Consider the following 22771-nt stretch of genomic DNA (forward strand, 5'->3'; position numbering starts at 1 on the left):
GTCCGGCTATGGCCGGTCCTGGTCGTCGGGCGGTGCCGCGCGGTCGTCGATGACGATGGTGACGGGCTGGTTGTCGGGGTGTGGTGTGGCGGCGAGGGAGCGCACGGTGGCGGCGACGCGCTCGTACAGGTGATGGGCGATGGCCGCGGTACCGGGATCGACCCCCGTGGCGTGCTGGGTGTCGCGGAGGCGCGTGAGGGTGGCGACGAGGCTGAGGCCGGACACGTCGACGGTCACGGTCCCGTGCTCTTCCTCGACGGCACCGGGGATGTGGAAGTGGCGGTCCTGCCCGGCGTGTTCCACGAGGAACGCCCAGGCGTCCCGGTGCACTTGGAGCCTGGCGGCGGAGATGCCAGCGGCCCTGCGGAGGAGGTCCGTGTGAGCGGCGCCGTTCTCGGCCTGACGATCGTTGCCGTTGCCGTTGCCGTTGCCGTTGCCGTTGCCGTAGTCCTCGTCCTCCTCGTCCTCGTCGGGCGCAGGCACGCGAGCGGACACGGGCGCGGACACGGCATGGGGCCGCTGTGCTGCGGGCCCCGCACGGTTGAGCTCGGTGAGGGCGGCGCGGATGGCGACGAGTTCGGTGTGGATCTGGGTGAGCGGATCGCGGACGGTGTCGTTGCCGCGATCGAGCCCGTCCCGGACGACGGACCGGATCTCGGCGAGCCCGGTCGTGATGGCGGCGTTGGCGTCCTGCCGGGCTTGGTCGACGGCGTGCTGCTGGCTGTCGACGCGCTGCCGCAACTCGCCGAGTTCACGCAGGATTCGCTGCAGCGGCTCGCTGTGGTCGGGCCCCTTGCTGAAGAACGGCATCCGCCCCCCTCTGCCTGGTGGGAAAGGGCAAGCGTCGCGAGGGGCGGACACGCCGACAAGCACGCGATCCGGCCAGGACCGGCGGCGGCCCTCGTTCGTTCGGGTGCGCGGTGCCGGGATCGCCTGTGCGAAGGGGGCTTTTGCGGTTGGCTGAGGGCGACTTGGCCGTAGCGGTGAGGAGGTGCGGGCCGATGGACGCGGAGTCGGATCGCAGGTTGGCGGCGCTGGCGCCGGAGATTTCCGGGGTGACCGCCGCGCTGATGCGGTCGGCGGCCGGAGCGGAGCCGCCGGAGCGGGTCCCCGCCGAGGCGTGGCGGGTGTCGGGGCGGGTCCTTGAGGAGCACGGCGTGGACGGCCTGCGCCTGCTGCTGATGTGCCTGACCGGGTGGGCCGTGGCGCAGACCGAGCGGGTGGCCATGCTGCAGGGCCGGTCGCTGGATGCCGTACTCGACGAGCTGGACGTCGCGCGGTACGAGATCCTCGACGACGACTGAGAAGGCCCGGGGCCCGTCCTGGGGGGCGAGAGCAGGGCCTGGGGCCCCGCGGCAGGGCCTGGGCGGACCGCGCCATGCCGCCAGGGCGCGCCTGCCGGTCGCGGTACGCGCGGTCGGGGTCCTCGCCCTTCGGTGGTGCCGCGTCCTTGTTCCGACCCCTTGCTGGGCCTGTTGTTCCTGGTGCCCGACGGCGTTGTACAGCGCACGCGCGATGTGCCGGAGGCTCTGTTCGTCCGGCTGGTGCTTCTAGTGACGCGGGTACCGGACGGTGATCTCGTCGCGGACCCGGCCCCACGACTTCTTCGGCTGCTCGCAGGTGTGCTGTCTGCCGATCTCGGCGATGGCTTTGGCGCGCTGCTCCCACGTGGTTCCGCCGCTCTCCGACGCCTTCCCTTTGCCCTTCTTGCCCGTGGCCCGGGCCGCGGCTGGGGCGCTGCCGGAGGGCGGGAGGGCCCGAGGGCAGACCGGCCGGTCCGGAGGCCTTCCGCTGACAGGGTCTGGCCGGGAACCATGTCGCGATATAGCGTTAGCCTTCGATGCGCGTGACCGCCGGTGTCGCGCGGAGACGTTCGACAGGACCAGGACGGAAGCATGTCGGGAGAGATCTCACCCACCGGGAAGTCCGCCGGGCCCGGCTCCTCGCCCGCGCTGCGTGCCTCGCACGCGGACCGCGACCGCGTGGTGGAGGTGCTGCGCGTCGCGGCGGGGGACGGCTTGCTGACGGCGGACGAGCTGGACGAGCGCCTCGAAGTCGCCCTGTCCGCGCGGACCCTGGGTGAACTGGCCGGGCTCACCACTGACCTGCCGCCCGCGCCGGCCGGCGCCGACGCGGCCGTGGTGGAGGCCAAGGACGTGGTGCGGTTCGAGCAGGTCCACAGCAGCGCGATCGAGCGCACGGGACGCTGGGTGGTGCCGCGGAAGCTGGAGCTCGCGGTCATGTACTGCGCCGTCACCCTGGACTTCACCGACGCGGTGATCACGCACGACACCCTGCGGATCGACGTAGGCATGACGGGCAAGACCCTCACGCTGATCACGCCGCCGGGCGTCGTGGTCGACACGGACGGGCTGCACCTGGTGCACAGCAAGGTCAAGCACCTTCAGGCACCGACGGATCCGGGAACGCCGGTCACGCTGCGGGTGGAGCTGGTCGGCCAGAAGGCGCACGGTCGCGTGGTGGTGCGGCCTCCGCGCCGGACGTTCGGACAGTGGCTGCTGCGCAGGCCCGCGTCCCTGCCCACGGGCGCGTGACGGCACACCGATGGGGCGGGAGGCCCGGCCCGCGGGCCGGGCCTCCCGCTCACCCTCGGCTCAGAGTTCGACGCCGAGCGGTCGTACGGGTACTGCTGCGCAGGTGCGCTCGGGGAAGCCGGCTACTTGCCCGGGCACGGCTTCCAGGCGAGCCGGTAGACGCTGCTGACCTTGGCGTCGGTCGAGTCCATGGTCATGAAGCTCGTCCTGCCGGGATCCGAGGACCCGAGCAGGACCCGCAGCTCGGTGTTGACGTTGAGGTTCCGCCTGGAGCCGCACGGCGCCCAGTCCAGGTCTTCCCACGGTTTCGAGTCGGTCGCTTGCCAGTTGTCGGCGTACGGGCCGCGCCATCGGTGACTCTCGGACGTGGTGTCGGGTGATCCCTGGAAGTAGTACGACGCCTTCTCGACGCCGTTGGCACCGGGCTGCAGGGAGGCGTAGCCGCGGTAGTCGACGCTGGCGATCGCGTAGGTGTAGTCCACCGGGGCGTGCACGATCAGGCTGAGCTGGCAGTTCTTGCGGAAGTCGACGGGATCGGACTGCTCTCCCGCACTGGCGAGGTAGTCGCTGTAGGTGACGGTGAACGCCGAGTTGTCCGGGGCGGCCGCCACGGCGACCGTGCCTTCCCGACAGCCTGATCCATTGACTGTGGCGACCTCGACCCGGATTCTCTCGGCGGGCGGTTGGGGAGTCGTGGGGACGTCTTGGGACGTGCTGGGTGGAGCCAGAGCCATGGCGAACAACGCAGTCAGCGCGCCGCTCGCGAAAAGTCCACCGGCCATGGTTTTCCTATCGCGTTGATGGAGCCTGGATCCTGAAGGTGACGTGAGCGGTTTCAGGAGCGGGGGCATGTGCCCACGAGGAAACAGGTGGGGCATGCCAAGCGGGCGGGCATGGGGGACGAGCGGGCCGCCCGCTGACTGAGGGCCTCAGGCGACACGAATGGTACGTACCAAGAGTGCGGGTGCCTAGGGGAAGTTCGGCCAAGTACGGCGCCGGGAGCGCCTTCAGATCCGTGGGCGTTCTGCCGGTGCGCGGCGGGGCGCAGGAGGCGTGGCGGCTGCTCCTGGTGGGGCTCTCGCGCCGCAGGTCGAGCCGGTCCGTCCGCCCGCACGGAACCCGCAGGCGTACGGGAGTACGTGATTCGAGGGGCACCGGCCCGGTACAGCCAGCGTGGCGGCCGTGCGGTGCTTAGGGTACGCGGGTGATCACCGACCGGAACGCGCCCTTCGGCGGCTGCGGCGAGCGCGGCGCCCGCGGAGGATTCATCGCCGAACCGCTCACCGCCCGCTGCCGCGGCCTCGCCGAGCTGGCCCAGCACGCCTGCGTGGGGATCAGCCCGTTCAACTCGTACTTCAAGCGGGCACGCGTCGTGGAACTCTGCCAGTGGGTGCTGCCCCGCTTCGAGCGGGTCCACTTCCACCTCCCCGACGGCCCCTCCCAGTACACCCTCACCGCTACGGGCATAGCGGCGGACAAGGCCAGAAGGCGGGCGCACGAGAACGGGCTGAAGATGCGCAACCGCATCCGCGACGGCCTCGTCCACGCCACCGGACCCGCCACTGGACTCGCCGCCGGGCACGCCACCGGACTGGCCATCGCGCAGATGGACACCGACCCGTTCCTGCTCGACTGGGAGCACCTGCGGGCGAACGCGGCCTTCCAGGAGCTGCACCGGCAGGCACGGCACTGGTTCGCCGCCGACCCGGCCTTCCGCGCCATGTGTCTGGACGCCTCGCGCCGCGTCCTCGCCCACCGCATGCCCGGCGAGCCGACCGAGGGGCAGGTCGAGGAGGCGGTGCGGTACTTCCTCGCCGACATCCCCCTGCTCATCGACACCCCGCGGATCGCGGGAGTGGAGACCTCGGTGTACGTCTACCACCGCACGACGCCGTTCGTGGCAGCCCTCTTCGCCCACCGCCTGCCCTGGTCGCCCAGTCCCCGCCAGGGCTATCTCGTCCTGCGCCCGGACGAAAACCGGGCGACAGCGGGGGCCCCGGAAAACTAGCGTCCCCGGGCATGACCTCTTCACTCGAACGTCCCCCCTTGCAGGCCGACGAACGCACCGCGCTCGTCGGCTGGCTGGATCTCCAGCGGCAGATCCTGCGCCGGAAGTGCGCGGGCCTGAGCGAGGCGGACGCGCACCGGTCCGTCCTGCCCACCTCGCCCGCGATGACGATGGCCGGGCTCATCCGCCATATGCGGTGGACCGAGCACACCTGGCTCGAGGTGCTCTTCCTGGGCGGCGACGAGACGCGGAACCCGTCCTTCGACGAGTCGGACGAGGACGCCGACTGGCGGACCGAAGGCATCCCGCTGGCACAGCTGCTCGCGGAGTACGAGGCCCAGTGCGCCCGGAGCAACGAGATCGTGGCCGCTGCCTCCCTGGACGACGTCGGCCGCCACCCCGGCTTCCGCTCCGGCGGCGCCAACCTCCGCTGGATGCTCGTCCACCTCGTGGAGGAGACCGGTCGGCACGCGGGCCACGCGGACATCGTGAGGGAACTGCTCGACGGGACGAAGGGGTACTACTAGGCGCGGGCCGCTCAGGCCGGTGGTGACCGCGGTTCGGGTGCGTAGCGCCCGAGGGCGTGGGTGATCCGGCGCAGCAGGGCGCGGAGTGCGTCCTGCTGCGCCGGGGCGAGCCCGGCGTCGGCGCGGTCGTCCCCGCGTGACCCGGCCGTCGCGACCCCGGTGACGGCGCGGCGTGCGCCCGGGGTGGCAGTCGGCTCACCAGGGGCGCGGGAACCCTCGGCGCGCCTCAGCTCCCTCGGTCCACCGCCCGCGATCCGTCGACGCCCGGACGGCGGTCGGGTACGCATGAGGGGGTCGCGCCGACCGGAGCGATCTCGCCGCGCGCCACGAGCGGGCGGCGGACCCAATGAACGGGCAGTGGGGGGACCACATGGCCATCATCGTCACCTTCGAAATCCCAGGCGTCGGACAGGAGCTCTACGACGCCGTCATCTCCCGCCTCACCGACGGCGGCGAGTTCACCTCGCTCGCCGACATTCCCGCACCCGGACTGATCTCCCACGTGGCCGGGCCGGTCGACGGCGGCTGGCGGGTCGTCGACGTGTGGGAGTCCGAGGAGGCGCTCGAGAACTTCTCGAAGATCCTCCAGCCGATCCTCGCCGACCTGGGCCACGCCGACGGCGAGCCGCAGATCATCCCGGCGCACAACGTCGTCACCAGCTGATCGCACCGCCCAGCGCTCCACCGCGGCCCGGCGCGCCCGCGCCGGGCCGTTCGCGTGCGCGCTCGGGGCCGATTGTCAGTGGCACCTCCTACGGTTCGAGCAGTGGGACCCGCCGGAACGGCCGTGGGTCCGCTCTGGGGAGGGGTCTGCCATGTCTGGGTCCGCCATGTCCGGTGCGCCGGAGTCGACGACGTATCTGGAGCTGTCGCAGGACGGCGGGGGCGCGCACAAGTTCTACGAGGTCACCGTCGCGGGCCAGTTGGTGACGGTGCGGTACGGGAGGATCGGCGCCGACGGACAGACGCAGAGCACGACGTTCGCCACGGCGGAGAAGGCCCGTGCCGCCGCCGCGAAGAAGGTGGGCGAGAAGGTCCGCAAGGGGTACGCCCCCGCGATCCCCGGACAGCGCGCCCCGCGTCCGGTGACGCGGCGCCAGGTGACCTCCGCCCCGTCCACCGCGCGGTCCGTGGCCCCCGTCCTGTGGCGCTTCCGCACCGGCTCCTCGGCGTTCGGCATCCACGTCGACGCCGACCACTGCTGGGTCGGCAACCAGTCGGGGGACGTCTACACCCTGGACCACGACGGCGGCGTCCTGGCCAGGTTCAGCCTGCCGGACGGCGTGAAGTGCCTGGTCGCCGACGACTTCTGGATCTACGCGGGCTGCGACGACGGCCGGGTGTACGACCTGTCGTCGAAGCTGCCCTTCGCCGCGTACGACATCGCGGCGGACGTCGACATCTTCTGGCTCGACATCCACGAGGGTTTGCTGAACGTGTCGGACCGCGAGGGCCGGCTCACGGTCATCGACCACGAGGACGAGCACCAGTGGGCCCGCCGCAGCGGGGGCGAGCACGCCTGGATGGTCCGCGCCGACGACCGGGCCGTCTACCACGGCCACTCCCGGGGCGTCACCGCCTACGCGCCCGACGGGGGCGGCGAGTTGTGGCACGCCTCCACCCGCGGCGGCGTCCTGTTCGGCTGGCAGGAGGACGAGGCCGTGTACGCGGGGACCGCGCACCGCGCCGTGCAGCGCCTGGCCAAGGCCACCGGCGCCGTCGAGGCCACGTACGCCTGCGACAGCGCGGTGTACTCCTGCGCGACCTCGCCCGGCGGCCGGTTCGTCTTCGCCGGTGACGCGGCCTCGTCCGTGTACTGCTTCGACCGGGACGGCACCCGGCTGTGGAAGCTCGGCACGGGCGGCGGCTCGGCCCTGTCCATGCAGTACCACGACGAGCGGCTGTACTTGGTGACCACGGACGGCTCACTGGTGTGCGTGGACGCGAGCGACGCGGCCGTCTCCGCCGCGGAGCAGGGCACGGTCCCGGTCGCCCGGGACGTCAAGCTGGCCGCCGCCGTGCCCACCTACGCGCCGGACAGCGCGGCGGCCGCGGTGACCACCGTCGCCCACGCCCCCGCCGGAGCGGTCGTCGTCGAGTGCGTGCAGGAGGGCGGCCGACTGCGCGTGCACGTGGTGTCCGAGGGCTACGACTCCTCCTGGAGGGTCCAGTTCCCGCGCGCGATGCGGGAGCCCGGGGCCCGCTACGCCGTGGCCGCCCTGCACGCGGCGGCGGGCGGGTTCTACCGCGTGCGCGGGGAGATCCAGCGGCTCCTGTGACCGGCCGGGCGCGGCGGGGACGCCTGTGCGGGCGTCCCCGCCGCGCCCGTGGGCCGAGGTCCCGGGGCCGTCAGTCGGCGGGCTTGCCCGGCTCGTCGTGGGTCGAGCAGTGGATGCCGCCCCCGCCGGAGGCGATGGTGTCGATGCGGACCGGCACGACGTCCCGCTTGGGGAAGTGGTCCTGGAGGATGCCGCGCGCACGGTCGTCGGCCTTCCGGTCGCCGAACTTCGGCATGAACACAGCGTCGTTGGCGATGTAGAAGTTGGCGTACGTCGACACGAAGTCGTCGCCCTCGCCCGTGATCCTGTCGAGGTCGGGCTGCGGCAGGTCGACGATCTCGAAGCGCCGCCCCCGGGCGTCGGTGGCCTTGCTCAGCACCGACCGCGCCTGGTCGGCGGAGCGCGACCAGGAGTCCGGGGGAGTGCCGGGGAACGCCTGGTCCAGCAGGACGACGCCGGGTGCCGTGAACCGGACGAGGCTGTCCACGTGCGCGTCCGTGATGTCCTCGCCGCGGACGCCCGCCAGCCAGATCACCTTCTCCAGGCCGAGGGTCTCGAGCAGCTCGTCCTCGATCTGGTCGCGGGACTTGCCGCGGTTGCGGTTGTCGTTGACGATCGAGCTCTCGGTGATGAGCAGGGTGCCCTCGCCGTCGGTCTCGAAGGAGCCGCCCTCGGCGACGAGCGGCGCCTTGACGCGGGGGATGTCGTACTCGCGCAGCAGGGTGCGTCCCACGCGGGCGTCGTTGGTGTGTTCCTGCTTGTCGCCCCAGCCGTTGAAGTTGAAGTCGACGCCGACGGTCTCGCCGTCCTCCTCCACGAAGACCGGGACGGTGTCGCGGGCCCACAGGTCGTCGACGGCGAGCGGGATGACCTCGACCTGCGAACCGCACGCCCGCTGCGCGGCCTTCTGCTGGTCGGGCCGCGCCATCATCACGACCGCCTCGTACTCCCCGACGGCCCGGGCGATCCGGGCGATGTCCTCGCGCACGTACGGCAGGTCCTCCTCCCAGACGGACGCGAGCGCGGGCCACGACATGAACGTGCGCGTGTGGCTCTCCCACTCCGCGCCGAAGCGGCGCCCGGCGTCCGTGGCCTTGGCCCGTTTGGTGCCGGCGCCGGTACCGGTGTCGGACCCCGTTCGTGAGGACTTGTCGGAGCCGCAGGCGGTGGTGGCGCCGAGGCCCAGCGCGCCGCCGATCGCGGCGAAGGCGCGCAGGGCCGCGCGACGGGAGGGGGAGAGGTGGGACACGGTGCGCTCCGATTCATGGACCGACGAGCTGTCCAGTGGTGGGGGACAGGCGACTGTGGCCCCACTGTGGACCTGACTGGATTTTCAGTCAAACTGGTGGGGCATTCTGTCCGAGTTTATGGTGATTCATGGCAGCGTGTGTCGCGGCTCGACGGCGAGCGCGGCCGGGTCGGTCCGGTCTCGACTGAAAAGTAAGTCAGTCCGGTGACTCTTGGCGCGAGTGAGTGGGTGCGTCTGTCCCCGCGGACGGCTGCGACTGCCGGTGAAGACGGTCCTGGCGGCCCGTGGGGCAGATGGTGACAGGTGTCCGGATAGGGTTCATGGTCATGGCGTCACGCAGTACTCAGATCCTGGAAGCGGCCGCACGGGTGATCGCCCGTCGCGGTGTTCGCGGGCTCCGCGTGGAGGAGCTCGCGGCCGAGGCCGGGGTCTCCACCGGCCTGATCTACTACCACTTCAAGGACCGCACGGGCATCCTGCGGCACACGCTGGAGTTCATCAACGAGCGGGCCGAGCGCTACACCGCCGCGCGCGCCGAGGGTGGCGCGCCGCTCACCCCCCGGGAGGAGCTGGACGAGGCGCTCCTCCTGGAGTTCCAGGACACCCCGGAGGTCCGGGAGAACAGCACCGCCTGGGGCGAGCTGCGGGCGAGCGCCGTCTTCGACCCGGCCCTGCGCGAGGACCTGGCCCGGGCGACCCTGGTCTGGGTGCAGGACGTGGCGGGGCTGCTCGGGCGGGTCCGGCCGCTGGAGCCGGCGGCCTCGCTCGCCGCCGCCGCGGAACGCCTCACGGCCCTGCTGGAGGGCCTGAGCATGCGCTGGCTGAGCGGCGGTCTGTCCCTTGAGCACGCGCGCGGCCTCGTCCGGGAAGCCGTCGACGCGGAACTGGCCCGCCTCGGCCGGCCGTGACGCGACCCGGTCCGCATCGCCGGTGCCGGAACGACGTGACTGCCGCGTGAAGGGATTCCGTTCCCCGTAAGGGGACTTGGTGCTGATTTCGTTGCGCTTGAGTGGTGTGGCGGCGGATATCGTAAGCCTACGACCCGTGCCGAACAGTGGCGTTGAGAAAGAGGCGACGTGACCGACGAACAACTGCCGCCCGTGCTCCCGAAGACGGCCCGTACCCGCCATCGCCGCCTGCGCGAGCAGGGAAGCCGCGAACGCGCCCTGCTGGACGCCGTCCTGGAAGCCGGATTCGTCTGCCATCTCGGTGTCGTCGTCGACGGCGTCCCGATGGTCGTGCCGACCGTCTACGGCAGTGACGGCCGGAATCTCTACTTCCATGGCTCCGTCGCCAGTCGCAGCCTGGTCGCCTCGCCCGAGGCGGCGGTGTGCGTGACCGTCACGCACGTGGACGGCCTGGTGCTCGCCCGCTCCGTGTTCGAGCACGGCGTGAACTACCGCAGCGCGATGGTCTACGGCGTCCCGCGCCTCGTCACGGACCCGCAGGAGAAGCTGGCGGGCCTGCGCCGCCTCACCGAGCAGGCGACGCCCGGGCAGTGGGACTACGCCCGCCGCCCCAACCGCAAGGAACTGGCGGCGACCGCGCTGCTCGCGCTCTCGCTGGAGGAGGCGTCGGTCAAGATACGCACCGGCGCGCCCGAGGACGGGGACGGGCCCGACGCCGCCCTCGGCATCTGGGCGGGCGTGCTGCCGCTGAACTCCACGTGGGGCGAGCCGGAAGCCGATCCCCTCCTGCCCGGCGGCATCGCGCCGCCCGCGCACATCGCGGCCCGCGGCAACACCCGGGCGGGATAGCGCGTCCCGGGCCTGGGGAGCAGCCGGGCCGTGCGCGGAGATCCGCGGGCGGCTGACGGCTGCTCCCGGCACGCGTCGGCTCAGGCCGTCACAGCTCGTGGGCTCCGGGAATGACGACGTACACATGCGCCGCCGCGTTCAGGATCTCCTCGGCGTCGTCGACCGGCGGATGGATCTTCTCCATGATCCACTGCTTCACGAGCTTCCCGTCGGCCCCGGTGGACTCGACCCGGCGGTCCCAGCCCCGGGTGAAGACCGCGCCCGCCCCGCCGAGGTCGATGTCGGTCACGTAGGGCCCGGGGGCGAAGTCGACGAGCGGCAGGCCGAGGAGGTCGGCGGCGGCGTTGTGGCCCGCCGTCCTTCCCAGCGGGACCGCGTACTGGCAGCTCTGCACGGTGACATGACCGGTGTCGAGCCGTGCGGCGGCCGTGTCGCCCGCAGCGAACACGTCGGGGGAGACCCGCAGCTGGGCGTCCACCTCCAGGCGGCCGAGCCGGTCCCGGGAGCCCTCGACGCACGCGGTGAGCGGGCCGGCCCGCAGCCCGGCGGTCCAGATCACCGCGTCCGCCTCGCTCAGGGTGTCGTCCGCCCACCGCACGGAGCCGTCCTTCACCTCGGTCACGGTGGTGCCGAGGCGCCGTTCCACGCCCAGCCGGTCGAGGGCCGCCTCGATCGCCGGGCGCGGCCCGTCACCGAGCTCCGGGCCGACGACGGTGCTGCGGTCCGCCAGGATCACCCGGCCCCGCCCGGCCAGCTCCGTGGCGACCTCCAGGCCGGTGAATCCCGCGCCGACGACCACGGCGGTGAAGCCGGTGCGGCCGCGCAGGCGTTTCCTGAGGGCGACGGCTCCGTCCAGGGTGTCGACGTCGAAGACGTGCTCCGCCCCCGGCAGTTGCGGACGGATCAGCTTGCTGCCCGTCGCGAGGACCAGCCGGTCGTAGGTGAGCACCTCGCCGTCGTCGGTGACGACACGGCGGCCCGCGGTGTCGATCTCCGTCACCGTGGCCTGGACGTGTTCGACTCCGACGGGCTCCAGGACCCGCTTCAGGGGCACCACCGCCCGCTCCGGCTCGGCCTCGTACAGACGCGGGCGCAACACCAGGTCCGTGGTGGGCGATACGAGGGTGATCCGCAGGTCGGCGTCGCCGCGCACCCGGGCGGCCGAGGCGGCGCTCCAGACGCCCGCGAAGCCGCCGCCGACGATCACGATGTGATGCATGCTCTCTCCTTGGTCCGGATCCCGCGAGGGGCCCGCCGATGGGTCCGCCAGGGAGACAACACAGCAGCGTCAGATGTGACAGGCGTGCGCGAGCTGCTCCGGATTGGCCACCCGGCAGACCGTCGCGGCCCGGCCGCCGACGCCGCCGACGTCGTCGAAGCAGTCGAAGCGGTCGATCCGGCGCGGCACGCCGTCGTGGTACGTCGCCAACGCCCGCTCGCCGCCCACTGCGACCGGCTCGGCTCCGGCGACCGACTCGTCGATCAGTACGGGCTCGGCGGCGCCCAGTTCCCGGGAGGAGCCTTGCCCAAAAGTGCACAGGGAAAATCCTGAAGCATGCGCAGGTTTATCCGCCACGGCGGCTCACGGGCCGATTCGGTAGGTGAATCCATGGGGTTATGCCCTATGTAAGGAAGGCATTATTTGCCGCCGGATTACTGAAAGCGCTGCCCGAAAGGGCAAATGCCGAGAGGCCGCTCCCGGTGGTGCGAGGCACCATCGGGACCGGCCCTCCATCCGGCCTGCGTCAGCAGATCGAGCAGGTCGTACAGGTGCGGAAGCAGGACTCCTCGCCCGAAATGGCACCTGCGGCGCTCTCGGACGCGACGTCCTGGATGGCGGTCTCGGTGAGGTCGATGTCGAAGAGGTCCTGCGTCATGTTCTCAGACATGGGAATTCCTTCCTCTGGAACCTGTCGAATCGCCGCCCTCCGGCGGCAGAATCGGAATCTAGGTACGGATAGCGGACGGAGTCAAGGGGTTCCGGGGCGGACGTGTCGGAGTTAGTGTGACGGCATTCCAGTGGAAGGCGGAGTGGAGAATTCCGCAGTCCGTTTCATGGTGCATCGAGTAAGGGGGCGCGGCCGGGATGCGGCGTGACCAGAGCGCGGGACCGGTGTTCCGCTGCGCGGACGGAGTGCTTCTGAGGGCGCCGCTCCTGGCCCGGCCGAGGGTCCGCGCGACCTGGCGGGACGGTGCGGCGGACCGGCCGGGCGAGACCGGCGCGGAGCCCGGTGAACTCCGCGCCCAGCTCGTGGAACTGCTCGCCGACGCGCGGTTCCGGGAGGCCTTGGAGGTCTCCAGCCCTTCGCTCGCCCGCACGGTCGACGCCGTCCTCACGGACGCGCCCGTAACCGCGTCCGATCTGCGCAAGGCCCATCGCGCCGTGACCCGCTACCTGCTCAGGGCCGCGTCCCGGCCCACCCCCTTCGGCCTGCTCGCGGGCGTCCTGTGGGGCTCCTTCGGCGAGGCCACCAAGGGGGAGCTCACCGGTGCCGGGCACAGGGCGGCACGGCCCGACGCCGGCTGGCTGGCCCGGCTGATCGCCGAGTGGGAACGGGACCCGGCCGTGCACCTGGGCCTGAGCGTGGTGGTGAACGGGCTGTGCTTCGTGCGCGGCGGCCGTCTGGTCCTGCCGTTCGCCCCGGCCGGGGCGGCGGGCGACCGGCCCACGTCCCGGACGCTCCGCTACACCCCGGTCGTGCGCGCCGTGGCCGAGGCGGCCGCCCGGCCCGTCCCCTGCGGCGACCTGATCCGGGAGGTCGAAGCGCGGTTCCCCGGAGCGCCCGAAGGAGCCGTCGCCGGTCTCGTCGCCCAGCTGATCGGCGCTGAGGTGCTCCTCACGGAGCTGCGCCCGCCCCTGGACGCCCCCGACCCGCTGGCCCACGTCGAGGCGCTGCTCCCGGCCGCCACGCCCGCCGCCCGGTGGATCGCCGCACTGCGCACGTCCTTGGACGACTACCGCCGCACCCCGCTGGGCGGGGGAAGGGAGGCCTGGCGCACGGCACTTGAGCTAGCGGGCGCCGGACCCGATGCGGCGACCGGACCCGACGCGGTGACTGGGCCGGACGCGGTGACTGGGCCGGACGCGGGGACCGTACCGGACGTGGCGACCGGACCCGACACGGCCACGGGACCCGACTCGGCCATGGGGCCCGACTCGGCCGCACCTCCCCGTGCGGCCTCGGGCTCCAGCGCGGCCGCGCGCCCCGCCCCACCCCCACCGCACCCGTCCGCCCCGGCCCACGCCGTCCAAGTCGACCTGCGTCTGGACGGCACCGCCGTGCTCTCGCGCTCGGTGGCCGAGGAGCTGGAGCGCGCCGCCGCCGCACTGTGGCGCCTCTCGCCCCCGGGGCCGGGCCGACTGACCGCGTACCACCAGGACTTCGTGGAGCGGTACGGCCTCGGGCGCCACGTGCCCGTCAAGGAGCTGCTCGACCCCGACGTCGGCCTCGGCGCCCCGGCCGGATACCGGCTGCCCCCGAGCCACCGCCCCGACCCCGGCCCCGCGCCGCTCGGCGCCGCACGGCAGCGCCTGCTCCTGGGGCTCGCTGCCGAGGCGCAGGCGCGCGGGGCGCGCGAGGTCGTCCTGGACGAGGAACGGCTGCGCGGCTTCGAGGCGGCCGACCGGGACGAGTCCGCCGACTCCGTACGGCCGTCCTCCCTCGAACTCGTCGTACAGATCGCGGCGGAGTCGGCCGCCGCGGTGGACCGGGGCGACTTCACGCTCGTACTCGTCGGCGCCGCCACCGCGTCCGGCGGCTTCACGGGCCGCTTCGCCCATCTCTTCCCGCCCGCGCAGACCGAGGAGATCCGGCACACGGCACGCGCCGCGCGCGAGACCGCCGCACGGCTGCCCGTCCAGGTCCACCACCAGGCGTCGCACCACCGGCACGCCAACGTCGCCCAGGTGCCGACCTGGCTGGACACGCGCCTGGCCATCGGCGTCCACCCCGGCCCGGCCGTGCCCGGCGTCACCGACCTCACGCTCGACGACATCGCCGTCGGCGCCGACTCCGAGGGCTTCCGGATCGTGTCCGCCGGACTGGGGCGCGAGCTGACCCCGTCGGCCCTGCACGTGCTCAACCGCGAACTGACCGCGCCCAACGCGGTGCGCTTCCTCATCGAGGCCGCGGCGTTCGGCCGCAAGCAGTGGCGGCTGTGGGAGTGGGGCGCGGCGGAGGACCTGCCGTTCCTGCCCGCCGTGCGCACCGGGCGCACCGTCCTCAGCCCGGCCCGCTGGCGCCTGGACGCGACCGGCCTGCCCCTCGACGAGTGGCGCGCCCTGTGGCACGTGCCCGACCACGTCCAGCTCACCATCGGCGACCACCGCATCCCCCTCAACCTCACCGTCCCCGCGCACCAGGAGATCCTGCGCCGCGAGTGCGAGCGGACCGGCGCGGCCGTCGTGCACGAGCTGCCCCTGGGCCAGGACACCGACAGCGGCTGGCTGCACGGCCCCGGCGGCGCCCACGAAGCGGAGGCCGTCGTGACGCTGACACCCTGCCTTCCGGAGCCCGCCGAGGCGCCCGCGCGCACCACGCGCCCGGTGATCCGGCGCGGCACCGGCGAGATCCCGCCCGGCGGCCCCTGGCTGTACGCGACGCTCTACACCTCCGCCGAACGCCAGGACGAGCTCCTGACCGGGCCGTTGCGCCGCTTCCTCGCCGACCTCGGCTCCCCGCCCGCGGAGCCGTCCGGCGTCGACCGCTGGTTCTTCATCCGCTACGCCGATCCGGACCCGCACCTGAGGCTGCGCCTGCACGGCGAACCGGCGCTGCTCAACGGCGTCGTCCTGCCTCGACTGCACGACCTGGTGAGGGAGTTGTCGCACGAAGGGCTCGCCCGGGGGCTGCGCCTCGACAGCTACGCCCCGGAGACCGAGCGCTACGGCGGTCCGACGCTGCTCGCCGGCGCCGAGGAGGTGTTCCACGCGGACAGCCAGCTGGTCCTGGAGCGGCTGGCGGCCCCGGCCGACGACCGGATCCTGTCCACCGCGTACGACGTGACCGAGCTGGTACGGGCCTTCCAGCGGGGCTACGGCGGCGACTGGCGGCACTGGCTGACCGGGACGTACCCCAAACGCGAGCAGCACCACAAGGCGTTCGCGGCCCGCAGGCGGGCGGCGCTCGCCAAAATCACCCCGGACGGCGTGCCGGACCCGGCGGCGCAGCCGTACCGCGCGGCGCCGGAACGCTTCGGACGCCTGGTCCGCGCCGAGGAGGAGCGCGGCGCACTGAGCGTCTCCCCGGACGCGGTGCTCGCCTCCCTCGTCCACATGCACTGCAACCGGCGTCTGGGCACGGACCGCACGGCCGAGGCGCAGACCCTGGCGGTGGCCCGCGGCGCGGTCCAGGCGCACCTCGACCGGGAAAGGGCCGGAGCATGACCGAGAACCCCGTCGCGCGCCTCGCGGAGCGCCTCGCCGACCCGGTCGCGCTTGCGGCCCGGGTGACCGCCGCCGAAACGCCCGAGTTGGCCGAGACCCGCTCCCTGTGGCACGGGCAGTCCCTCGCGGACGGCCACCCCGGAGTGGGGCTCCTCTTCGCGGCGCTGGCCCACGGCGAGCCCGCGTACGCCAAGGCCGCGCACGCCCATCTGTCGGCCGCGGTCACCGGCGTGCGCAGGCCCGCGCGGGAGGGCCTGTACGCGGGCCTGCCCGCGGTCGCCTTCGCTGCGCGGACCGCCGTGACCCGGCCCGGCGAGTACGCGGCGCTCCTCACCAAGCTGGACGCCCAAGTCGCCCTGCTGGCACGGCGCCTGGTGGCGGAGGACGCGCCCCGGACAGCCGCCGCGCGGGGCGGGGCCAGGATGGCCGGGTACGACGTGGTCGCCGGGCTCTCCGGCATCGGCCGGTTGCTCCTGGCGGCCGGGCCCGAGCACCGGGACACCACCGAGCTGGTCCTCGCCCACCTCGTCGCGCTCACCCGCCCGGTCACCGAACCGGGCGGAAGGACCGTGCCCGGCTGGTGGACCGGCGACCCGATCCTGTTCAGCGAGCCGGACGGGATCCCCGGCGGGCACTTCAACGCCGGCCTCGCCCACGGCATCCCCGGACCGCTCGCGCTGCTGTCCGTCGCCCACCGCGCGGGCGTACGCGTGCCGGGCCAGGAGCAGGCCATCCGCACCGTCGTCGAGTGGCTGCTGGCCCGCCGCAGCCCCGACGGCAACGGCTGGCCCAACATCGTCCCGCTGGACGCGGAGCTGACGGCCGCCTCCGGTGCCCGCCCCCGACTGGCCGAGGCCCGCACCGGCTGGTGCTACGGCACGCCCGGCGTCGCCCGCACCCTCCAACTGGCCGCACTGGCGCTGAAGGAGCCGGACTGGGACCGCCGGGCGGTCGCCGCCGTCGCCGCGGTCTGCGACCGGCCGGGCGGGGCCCGGGCCTTCACCGACCCCACGCTCTGCCACGGCCTGGCAGGGCTCACCACGATCGTCGCCCTGATGGCCCGCGAGCCGGGCGGGGCCGAACTGGCCTCGCGCGTACCGGACCTGACCGAGGCCCTGGCGCTCGCGGCCGACCCGGCGCACCCCTTCCTCTGGCCCGCCGCCGCACCCGGCGGTCCCGCCGTCGTGCACCGCCCCGGCTTCCTCGACGGCGCGGCGGGCGCCGCGCTGGCCCTGCACTGCGCGACGGAACCCGACGCCCCGCTCGGCGAACTACCCTGGCAGGCCGCGCTCTTGCTGTGCTGAGCCGCTGGCAGCGATCACCCTGGAAGCGCGGCGCGCAAGGCGTTGATCACCCCGGCCGAGGCGGTGGAGCGTCCAGCGGGCCGAGGACGAGCCTGCGATCGACCTGGGCCGTCCCGCCGACGTGGACGAGACGCCCGCGCGGGCCCGTCCTGCTGCCCGCGGTGATCGTGGCCAGGTGGCCGAGGGAATCGCCCATGTCGACCGCGACGCGGTCGATCCCGCGGGTCGCAAGGAGTGCGGCGAGGCACGCCGTGCTGTTGGCGTTCGCGATGTCTTCCGGGACGCCGATGGACGGGGCGAACAGGCGCGCGGCGGTGCGGCCGTCGGCGTGCGGCTCGCGGTAGACGTAACAGCCGAGCAGCCCCAACGCGTCACACGCGGCGCGCAGCCGGTCCGGATCCGGGGCCAGACCGGCCAGCGCCTCGCGGGAGCGGAGCGGGAGCAGCATCCGCGGCCGACCGAGGGCGGCGACGTACGCCTCGCCGGCGGCATCCGCGTCGAGGCCCAGGGCAGGCAGGACGAGGCCGAGTTCGGCGGGGTCGGCGGCGCGCAGCGTGACCGAGTCCGTCTCAAAGGCGGCCTCGACGAGCCCGCCCGGGTGGCGCGCCGCGCGGCCGGTGAACGTGGCTTGCGCGGTGCGGAGCACGGCTCGGTACTCCGCCGTGCCCGCGTGTTCCGCGAGGACGGCGAGCGCGGCGACCGTGCCGTGGCCGCACGCGGGCAGATCGCCCTCAGCGGTCGCGAACCGCAAGGACACAAGGGGGCGGCCGCCCTCGCGGCCCTCCGCGTGGCCCTCCTCACGTACGAACACGGCGTGGGACGTGCCGAGGAGGACCGGTATCCGCCGCCGCTCGGCCTCGGTGGCGGGCAACCCGTCGACCACGGCCGTGGGGCTCCCGCCGCGCCCGTCGCGCAGACACGCGTCGACGACGGCGACGGGCAGGCCGCGGCCGCTCGCGCGGAGACCTGCGGATCCTTCGGCAAGAGGCATGGTCCGTAGCGTAGACGGGACGGGAGCGACCCTATGTCAGGGCCTGCGCCCATGCGACGGCCCGTTCGGCGAAGGCACGGGCCGCGGCGCTCTGGTAGGTGCTTGCGCGGCGCAGGAGCGTGACCGTGCGGGAGGGGAGCGCGGGGGTGAGGGGGATGGGGGTGAGCTGGGTGTGGTCGTGGGCGATGGCGTCGGGCAGGACGGTGGCCAGCGGGGCGCGCGCCACGATCTCGGTGAGGGCGTTGATGGAGTTGGCCTCCAGCGCGATCCGCAGCCGCACGTGGTGGTCGGCGAAGTGCTGGTCGATGTGCCTGCGGGTGGCGAAGTCCCCGCTGAGCAACGCGAAATGACGCTCGCCGAGACCGGTGACGGGCAGGGGCCCGGGTGCGCCGATGTCGGGGTGGTGGGGGCCGACGACCAGGCTGAGTGCCTCGGTGAACAGGGCGGTGGCCTCGATGCCCGGGAGGTGGTCGCCGCTGAAGGCGATGCCGAGGTCGAGCCGGTCGGCCAGGAGGTCGGCCTCGATGCGGTCCTGGGTCATCTCGCGCACGTCCAGGGTGATGCCGCGGTGGTGGGTGTAGAAGCCGGCGACGAGCGGGCCGGTGAGATAGGCGGTGAAGGTGGGGGTGACGGCGAGGCGGAGGTGTCCGCGCGAGAGGTCCCGCACGTCGAGGACCGCACGCTCGCCCGCCGCGAGGTCGCGTAGCGCGCGCCGGGCGTAGTGGGCGTAGGTCGCCCCGGCGTCGGTCAGGCGCACGGTGCGGCCGGTCCGCTCCAGGAGCTGGACACCCACCGCCTTCTCCAGCTGCTTGATCTGCTGGGACAGGGTGGGCTGGGCGATGCGCAGCTCCTCGGCGGCGCGGGTGAAGTTGGCGTGCTCGGCGACCGCGAGCAAGTAGCGCAGATGACGCAGTTCCGGCTTCATGCACCCAACTATAGATGGAAGCAATAGCAGCTAGTGATAGCAGGTCTTGGACGCTATAGGTGCAGGTCGTGCACAGTGAATGACGTCGGCCCGACCGACAGAACGAACGAAGGGAGTCAGGGCCATGCGTCACCTCGCCCAGGGAATCGACCGGTTCCAGCGGGAGGCCTTCCCCGCCAGGGCCGGGCTCTTCGCCCACCTGGCCACCACCCACCAGCCCGGCACGCTGTTCATCGGCTGCTCCGACGCCCGCGTCGTCCCCGAGCTGATCACCCAGACCGACCCCGGCGAGCTGTTCGTCATCCGCACCGCCGGGAACCTCGTCCCCGCCCACACCCCCGGTGCCGACGGCGTCGCCGCCAGCATCGAGTACGCGGTCGCCGTCCTCGGCGTACGGGACATCGTCGTCTGCGGGCACTCCGCGTGCGGAGCCATGACGGCCCTCGCCGAAGGACACGACCTCAGCGGCGCCCCGGCCATCGCCGGATGGCTGCGCCACGCCGATGCCGCCCGGGCCCGTACGGCGGCCACCGACGACGGCCCCGGGACCGCCGCGCTGATCCGGGAGAACGTCGCCGCCCAGCTGGCGAACCTCGCCACCCACCCTTCGGTGGCCCGCGCCCTGGCCGAGGGCAGCGTACGGCTGCACGGCTGGGTCTTCGACATCCCCACCGGCACCGTCGAGGAGCTCACCGCCGACGCGCGCCCGGCCCTCGCCGCCTGACCCGCCTCTCCTTCCCCTCCCGGCCCGGCCCGACCGGCTCCCCGGGGCCCCTCCGCCCGATCCCCGCGACCATCAGGGGACGGGCCGTACGAAAGGAAACCCCTCTCATGGTGCACGCTCAGTTCGACAACAGCGCCCGTCAGCAGCTCGCGATCGCCGCGGTCGAGGCCAAGACCCGCCGTGACCTGTCCTGGCAGCAGATCGCCGAGGCCGCGGGCCTGTCCGTCGCGTTCGTCACCGCCGCCGTCCTCGGCCAGCACGCCCTGCCCGAGCCCGCCGCGAAGGCCGTCGCCGAACTGCTCGGCCTGGACGACGACGCGGCGCTGCTGCTGCAGACCATCCCCACCCGCGGCTCCATCCCCGGCTCCATCCCGACCGACCCGACGATCTACCGCTTCTACGAGATGCTCCAGGTCTACGGCACCACCCTCAAGGCCCTGGTCCACGAGGAGTTCGGCGACGGCATCATCTCCGCGATCAACTTCAAGCTGGACGTGAAGAAGGTCGCCGACCCCGAGGGCGGCGAGCGCGCGGTCATCACCCTGGACGGCAAGTACCTCCCGACCAAGCCCTTCTGAGACCCCGGGACACCGGGGCGGGCCGGACCACGACCCCGTCCGGCCCGCCCCGGCCCCCTCCGTCCACCCCGCTCGGAAACGGGCGCGGCAGCACCCACACCCTTCTGGAGAACTCCATGGACTTCGCACAGCGCACCATCGACATCGCCCGGCAGAACGTCGCCGAGGGCGGCCGCCCCTTCGCGACCGTCATCGTCAAGGACGGCGAGATCCTCGCCGAGTCCCCGAACCTGGTCGCCCAGACCAGCGATCCCACCGCCCACGCCGAGATCCTCGCCATCCGCGAGGCCTGCACGAAGCTGGGCACCGAACACCTGACCGGCACCACCGTCTACGTCCTGGCCCACCCCTGCCCCATGTGCCTGGGCTCGCTCTACTACTGCTCACCGGACGAGGTCGTCTTCCTCACCACCCGCGACGCCTACGAGCCCCACTACGTGGACGACCGCAAGTACTTCGAACTCGACACCTTCTACGCCGAGTTCGCCAAGCACTACACCGAGCGCCGCCTGCCGATGCGCCACGACGCGCGCGAGGACGCCACCGCGGTGTACCGGCTCTGGCAGGAGCGCAACGGCGGCGAGCGCCGCGTGGCCGGTGCCCCCACCGCCTGACCGGCCCGCCGCCCCGCGAGCGCGCTCTGCTCAGGCGAGAGCGACCCCGTACGTACGCATCCACGCGTCCACCTCCAGGATGGGCAGCACCAGATGGCTGGAGTTGAGCCAGGTCATCGTCTTCGAGCCGGTCCGGGTGAGGGCGTCGATGCGCTGGGGGTCGAAGACGCCGTGCAGGGGTGAGGACGGGTCGCTGAGGATCTTGTCGATGGAGCGCATGACGTCCGCGTTGTAGGCGGGGTCGTGGGTCCCCGGGTAGCCGCTCTTGGGCCGGTCCAGGGTCTCCTGCGGCAGCACGTCGGCGAAGGCCAGGCGCAGCAGGCTCTTCCACCGGCCGTCGGCGTTCTTCATGTCCCAGGGAACGTTCCACACGTACTCGATCAGCCGGTGGTCGCAGTACGGCACCCGCACCTCCAGGCCGACCGCCATGCTCATGCGGTCCTTGCGGTCCAGGAGGTAGGCGAGCGGACCCTTGAGGCTGTAGTACATGACCTCGCGCATGCGCGCGTTGAGCCCTTCCTCCCCGGGCAGCCGGGGCACCTCCGCCTTCAGGGTGAGGTAGCGGTCGTGCTCGGCGTCGGCGGGACGGACGCGGCGGTGCAGGTCGGGGGCGAAGGCGTCGGCCAGGCGCGGCGCGTCCCCCAGCCAGGGGAAGCGGTCGCGCCGGACGAGGCGTTCGTCGTGGTACCAGGGGTAGCCGCCGAAGACCTCGTCGGCGGCCTCGCCGGACAGCGCCACGGTCGACTCGCCGCGGATGGCCTTGAACAGCAGGTGCATCGACGTGTCGAACTGGCCGAGGGAGGGCAGGTCACGGGCGCGCCGGGCGGTCGGCAGGGCCGCGAGCACGTCGTCGGTGCGCAGGACGACGTTGTGGTGCCGGGTGCCGAGGTAGCGGGAGGCGAGCCGGGCGTACGGGGCGTCGCGCTCGGGCCGCAGCTCCGTCGGCTTGAAGTCCGTGTCGTCCCCGGCGAATTCCACGGCGAAGGTGTGCAGCGGCCCCTCGCCCGCGTCGCTCAGGCGCCGGTGGGCCAGGGCGGACATGATCGTGGAGTCCAGGCCGCCCGACAGCATCGCCGAGCGCGGCACGTCGGCGACGAGCTGCCGTTCGACGATGTCCTCCATGAGCTCCCGTACGGTGGCGACGGTCGTGGCGAGGTCGTCGCGGTGCTCGCGGCTGACCAGACGCCAGTACGGATACTCGTGTGCGCCGCTCCGGGAGAGACGCAGCACGTGTCCGGGCCGCAGCTCGCGCAGCCCGCGCAGCGGCGTCTCACCGGGCAGCGCGAGGCGGGCGTTGAAGAGGATGGGCAGGCTCTCCTCGTCGACGACGGGCCGGAAGAGGGGGTGGGTGAAGATGCCCTTGGGCTCGGAGGCGAAGAGGATGCCGCCCGGATACGCGAAGTAGTACAGCGGCTTGACGCCGACGCGGTCGCGGGCCAGGACGAGCTCCTCGCGCGAGGCGTCCCAGACGGCGAACGCGAACATGCCGTTGAACCGGTCCACGCAGGACGCGCCCCATTCGAGGTACGCGTGCAGCACGACCTCGGTGTCCGAGCGCGTGGCGAAGAGGTGACCGCGCTGCATGAGCTCGGTGCGCAGCTCGCGGAAGTTGTAGACCTCGCCGCTGTAGACGAGGACCACGGGCTCCCGGTGCGCGCCCGCAGCGGCGACGGCCGGCTGGGTGCCGCCCTCCAGGTCGATGATGGACAGGCGCCGGTGGCCGAGGGCCGTGTGCGGGCCGAGCCAGGTGCCGCTGTCGTCCGGGCCCCGCAGGGCCATGGTGTCCGTCATGCGCTGGAGGGTGGCCTGCTCCCGGCCGAGGTCGCGGGTGAAGTCGGTCCAGCCGACGATGCCGCACATGGGCGTCCTTTCCG

22 protein-coding genes are annotated in these 22771 nt (G+C 73.0%); 13 read left to right on the top strand and 9 right to left on the bottom strand.

Going from position 1 to position 22771, the window contains the following annotated elements:
• Positions 1–6: 6 nt before the first annotated feature.
• The gene (locus AC5WAM_RS40515) at positions 7–810 is read right to left on the bottom strand and encodes a hypothetical protein (protein ID WP_495520760.1); all 804 of its coding nucleotides are present in this window, start codon (positions 808–810) and stop codon (positions 7–9) included.
• 191 nt (positions 811–1001) lie between these two features.
• On the opposite strand from AC5WAM_RS40515, the gene AC5WAM_RS40520 reads away from it, so the two are divergent.
• Together AC5WAM_RS40520 and AC5WAM_RS40525 are read left to right on the top strand one after the other, a co-directional pair.
• Complete coding sequence (locus AC5WAM_RS40520; protein WP_495520761.1) at positions 1002–1304, top strand: hypothetical protein; 303 nt, start codon at positions 1002–1004, stop codon at positions 1302–1304.
• A 591-nt stretch (positions 1305–1895) separates the two neighbouring features.
• Positions 1896–2555, top strand: a complete 660-nt coding sequence (locus AC5WAM_RS40525; protein ID WP_495520762.1) for a DUF1707 SHOCT-like domain-containing protein — start codon at positions 1896–1898, stop codon at positions 2553–2555.
• A gap of 122 nt (positions 2556–2677) precedes the next feature.
• Here the strand turns inward: AC5WAM_RS40525 and AC5WAM_RS40530 are convergent, their stop codons facing one another.
• On the bottom strand, positions 2678–3337 hold the full coding sequence (locus tag AC5WAM_RS40530) for a DUF4360 domain-containing protein (RefSeq protein ID WP_495520763.1): 660 nt from the start codon (positions 3335–3337) through the stop codon (positions 2678–2680).
• Between the two features lie 422 nt (positions 3338–3759).
• Here AC5WAM_RS40530 and AC5WAM_RS40535 point away from each other — a divergent pair, with 422 nt between their 5' ends.
• The 4 genes from AC5WAM_RS40535 (at position 3760) to AC5WAM_RS40550 (ending at position 7369) form a co-directional block, all read left to right on the top strand.
• Entirely contained in the window at positions 3760–4563 is an 804-nt protein-coding gene (locus AC5WAM_RS40535) for a tRNA-dependent cyclodipeptide synthase (protein WP_495520764.1), read from the top strand.
• 11 nt (positions 4564–4574) lie between these two features.
• Positions 4575–5090 (top strand): DinB family protein, encoded by a 516-nt coding sequence (locus AC5WAM_RS40540; protein WP_366793477.1) that lies wholly within the window; start codon positions 4575–4577, stop codon positions 5088–5090.
• Positions 5091–5460: 370 nt separating this feature from the next.
• Positions 5461–5754: a hypothetical protein gene (locus AC5WAM_RS40545; protein ID WP_366793478.1), complete on the top strand. Its 294-nt coding sequence runs from the start codon at positions 5461–5463 to the stop codon at positions 5752–5754.
• Positions 5755–5905: 151 nt separating this feature from the next.
• On the top strand, positions 5906–7369 hold the full coding sequence (locus AC5WAM_RS40550) for a WGR domain-containing protein (RefSeq protein ID WP_495520765.1): 1464 nt from the start codon (positions 5906–5908) through the stop codon (positions 7367–7369).
• A 70-nt stretch (positions 7370–7439) separates the two neighbouring features.
• Here AC5WAM_RS40550 and AC5WAM_RS40555 read toward each other — a convergent pair whose 3' ends face one another.
• Entirely contained in the window at positions 7440–8618 is a 1179-nt protein-coding gene (locus AC5WAM_RS40555) for an agmatine deiminase family protein (protein WP_366791837.1), read from the bottom strand.
• Between the two features lie 326 nt (positions 8619–8944).
• Here AC5WAM_RS40555 and AC5WAM_RS40560 point away from each other — a divergent pair, with 326 nt between their 5' ends.
• Complete coding sequence (locus tag AC5WAM_RS40560; RefSeq protein ID WP_366791836.1) at positions 8945–9526, top strand: TetR/AcrR family transcriptional regulator; 582 nt, start codon at positions 8945–8947, stop codon at positions 9524–9526.
• A 168-nt stretch (positions 9527–9694) separates the two neighbouring features.
• On the top strand, positions 9695–10375 hold the full coding sequence (locus AC5WAM_RS40565; RefSeq protein ID WP_495520766.1) for a pyridoxamine 5'-phosphate oxidase family protein: 681 nt from the start codon (positions 9695–9697) through the stop codon (positions 10373–10375).
• 88 nt (positions 10376–10463) lie between these two features.
• On the opposite strand, the gene AC5WAM_RS40570 is transcribed toward AC5WAM_RS40565, so the two are convergent.
• From AC5WAM_RS40570 to AC5WAM_RS40580, 3 genes are all read right to left on the bottom strand, one after another.
• Entirely contained in the window at positions 10464–11594 is a 1131-nt protein-coding gene (locus tag AC5WAM_RS40570; RefSeq protein WP_495520767.1) for an NAD(P)/FAD-dependent oxidoreductase, read from the bottom strand.
• Between the two features lie 69 nt (positions 11595–11663).
• Positions 11664–11804 carry a hypothetical protein gene (locus tag AC5WAM_RS40575; RefSeq protein ID WP_495520768.1) on the bottom strand — a complete coding sequence of 47 codons (141 nt, stop codon included), beginning with the start codon at positions 11802–11804 and terminating at the stop codon, positions 11664–11666.
• Between the two features lie 316 nt (positions 11805–12120).
• Positions 12121–12264 carry a hypothetical protein gene (locus tag AC5WAM_RS40580; RefSeq protein ID WP_171075609.1) on the bottom strand — a complete coding sequence of 48 codons (144 nt, stop codon included), beginning with the start codon at positions 12262–12264 and terminating at the stop codon, positions 12121–12123.
• 197 nt (positions 12265–12461) lie between these two features.
• On the opposite strand from AC5WAM_RS40580, the gene AC5WAM_RS40585 reads away from it, so the two are divergent.
• Both AC5WAM_RS40585 and AC5WAM_RS40590 read left to right on the top strand, forming a co-directional pair.
• Positions 12462–15761, top strand: a complete 3300-nt coding sequence (locus AC5WAM_RS40585; protein WP_495520769.1) for a lantibiotic dehydratase — start codon at positions 12462–12464, stop codon at positions 15759–15761.
• Positions 15758–17065: a lanthionine synthetase C family protein gene (locus tag AC5WAM_RS40590; RefSeq protein ID WP_495520770.1), complete on the top strand. Its 1308-nt coding sequence runs from the start codon at positions 15758–15760 to the stop codon at positions 17063–17065. The genes AC5WAM_RS40585 and AC5WAM_RS40590 overlap by 4 nt, the downstream gene beginning before the upstream one ends.
• A 46-nt stretch (positions 17066–17111) precedes the next feature.
• Here AC5WAM_RS40590 and AC5WAM_RS40595 read toward each other — a convergent pair whose 3' ends face one another.
• On the bottom strand, positions 17112–18056 hold the full coding sequence (locus tag AC5WAM_RS40595; protein ID WP_495520771.1) for a PhzF family phenazine biosynthesis protein: 945 nt from the start codon (positions 18054–18056) through the stop codon (positions 17112–17114).
• Positions 18057–18087: 31 nt separating this feature from the next.
• Complete coding sequence (gene cynR, locus AC5WAM_RS40600; protein WP_495520772.1) at positions 18088–18981, bottom strand: transcriptional regulator CynR; 894 nt, start codon at positions 18979–18981, stop codon at positions 18088–18090.
• Between the two features lie 124 nt (positions 18982–19105).
• On the opposite strand from cynR, the gene AC5WAM_RS40605 reads away from it, so the two are divergent.
• From AC5WAM_RS40605 to AC5WAM_RS40615, 3 genes are all read left to right on the top strand, one after another.
• On the top strand, positions 19106–19705 hold the full coding sequence (locus tag AC5WAM_RS40605) for a carbonic anhydrase (RefSeq protein ID WP_366791828.1): 600 nt from the start codon (positions 19106–19108) through the stop codon (positions 19703–19705).
• Between the two features lie 107 nt (positions 19706–19812).
• A complete protein-coding gene (cynS, locus tag AC5WAM_RS40610) occupies positions 19813–20283 on the top strand; it encodes a cyanase (protein ID WP_366791827.1) in 471 nt (156 codons plus the stop codon).
• Positions 20284–20399: 116 nt separating this feature from the next.
• Positions 20400–20897, top strand: coding sequence for a nucleoside deaminase (locus tag AC5WAM_RS40615; protein ID WP_495520773.1), 498 nt, complete (start codon positions 20400–20402; stop codon positions 20895–20897).
• A 30-nt stretch (positions 20898–20927) separates the two neighbouring features.
• Here AC5WAM_RS40615 and asnB read toward each other — a convergent pair whose 3' ends face one another.
• The gene (gene asnB, locus AC5WAM_RS40620) at positions 20928–22757 is read right to left on the bottom strand and encodes an asparagine synthase (glutamine-hydrolyzing) (protein ID WP_495520774.1); all 1830 of its coding nucleotides are present in this window, start codon (positions 22755–22757) and stop codon (positions 20928–20930) included.
• Between the last annotated feature and the right edge of the window lie 14 nt (positions 22758–22771).

Source organism: Streptomyces sp. JLYT201 (assembly GCF_059448825.1).

Bases quoted from the DNA above. Each gene is read 5' to 3' on its own strand.
- AC5WAM_RS40515 (WP_495520760.1), bottom strand. From the start codon at position 810: ATGCCGTTCTTCAGCAAGGGGCCCGACCACAGCGAGCCGCTGCAGCGA.
- AC5WAM_RS40520 (WP_495520761.1), top strand. From the start codon at position 1,002: ATGGACGCGGAGTCGGATCGCAGGTTGGCGGCGCTGGCGCCGGAGATT.
- AC5WAM_RS40525 (WP_495520762.1), top strand. From the start codon at position 1,896: ATGTCGGGAGAGATCTCACCCACCGGGAAGTCCGCCGGGCCCGGCTCC.
- AC5WAM_RS40530 (WP_495520763.1), bottom strand. From the start codon at position 3,337: ATGGCCGGTGGACTTTTCGCGAGCGGCGCGCTGACTGCGTTGTTCGCC.
- AC5WAM_RS40540 (WP_366793477.1), top strand. From the start codon at position 4,575: ATGACCTCTTCACTCGAACGTCCCCCCTTGCAGGCCGACGAACGCACC.
- AC5WAM_RS40545 (WP_366793478.1), top strand. From the start codon at position 5,461: ATGGCCATCATCGTCACCTTCGAAATCCCAGGCGTCGGACAGGAGCTC.
- AC5WAM_RS40550 (WP_495520765.1), top strand. From the start codon at position 5,906: ATGTCTGGGTCCGCCATGTCCGGTGCGCCGGAGTCGACGACGTATCTG.
- AC5WAM_RS40560 (WP_366791836.1), top strand. From the start codon at position 8,945: ATGGCGTCACGCAGTACTCAGATCCTGGAAGCGGCCGCACGGGTGATC.
- AC5WAM_RS40570 (WP_495520767.1), bottom strand. From the start codon at position 11,594: ATGCATCACATCGTGATCGTCGGCGGCGGCTTCGCGGGCGTCTGGAGC.
- AC5WAM_RS40580 (WP_171075609.1), bottom strand. From the start codon at position 12,264: ATGTCTGAGAACATGACGCAGGACCTCTTCGACATCGACCTCACCGAG.
- AC5WAM_RS40585 (WP_495520769.1), top strand. From the start codon at position 12,462: ATGCGGCGTGACCAGAGCGCGGGACCGGTGTTCCGCTGCGCGGACGGA.
- AC5WAM_RS40590 (WP_495520770.1), top strand. From the start codon at position 15,758: ATGACCGAGAACCCCGTCGCGCGCCTCGCGGAGCGCCTCGCCGACCCG.
- AC5WAM_RS40595 (WP_495520771.1), bottom strand. From the start codon at position 18,056: ATGCCTCTTGCCGAAGGATCCGCAGGTCTCCGCGCGAGCGGCCGCGGC.
- cynR (WP_495520772.1), bottom strand. From the start codon at position 18,981: ATGAAGCCGGAACTGCGTCATCTGCGCTACTTGCTCGCGGTCGCCGAG.
- AC5WAM_RS40605 (WP_366791828.1), top strand. From the start codon at position 19,106: ATGCGTCACCTCGCCCAGGGAATCGACCGGTTCCAGCGGGAGGCCTTC.
- cynS (WP_366791827.1), top strand. From the start codon at position 19,813: ATGGTGCACGCTCAGTTCGACAACAGCGCCCGTCAGCAGCTCGCGATC.
- AC5WAM_RS40615 (WP_495520773.1), top strand. From the start codon at position 20,400: ATGGACTTCGCACAGCGCACCATCGACATCGCCCGGCAGAACGTCGCC.
- asnB (WP_495520774.1), bottom strand. From the start codon at position 22,757: ATGTGCGGCATCGTCGGCTGGACCGACTTCACCCGCGACCTCGGCCGG.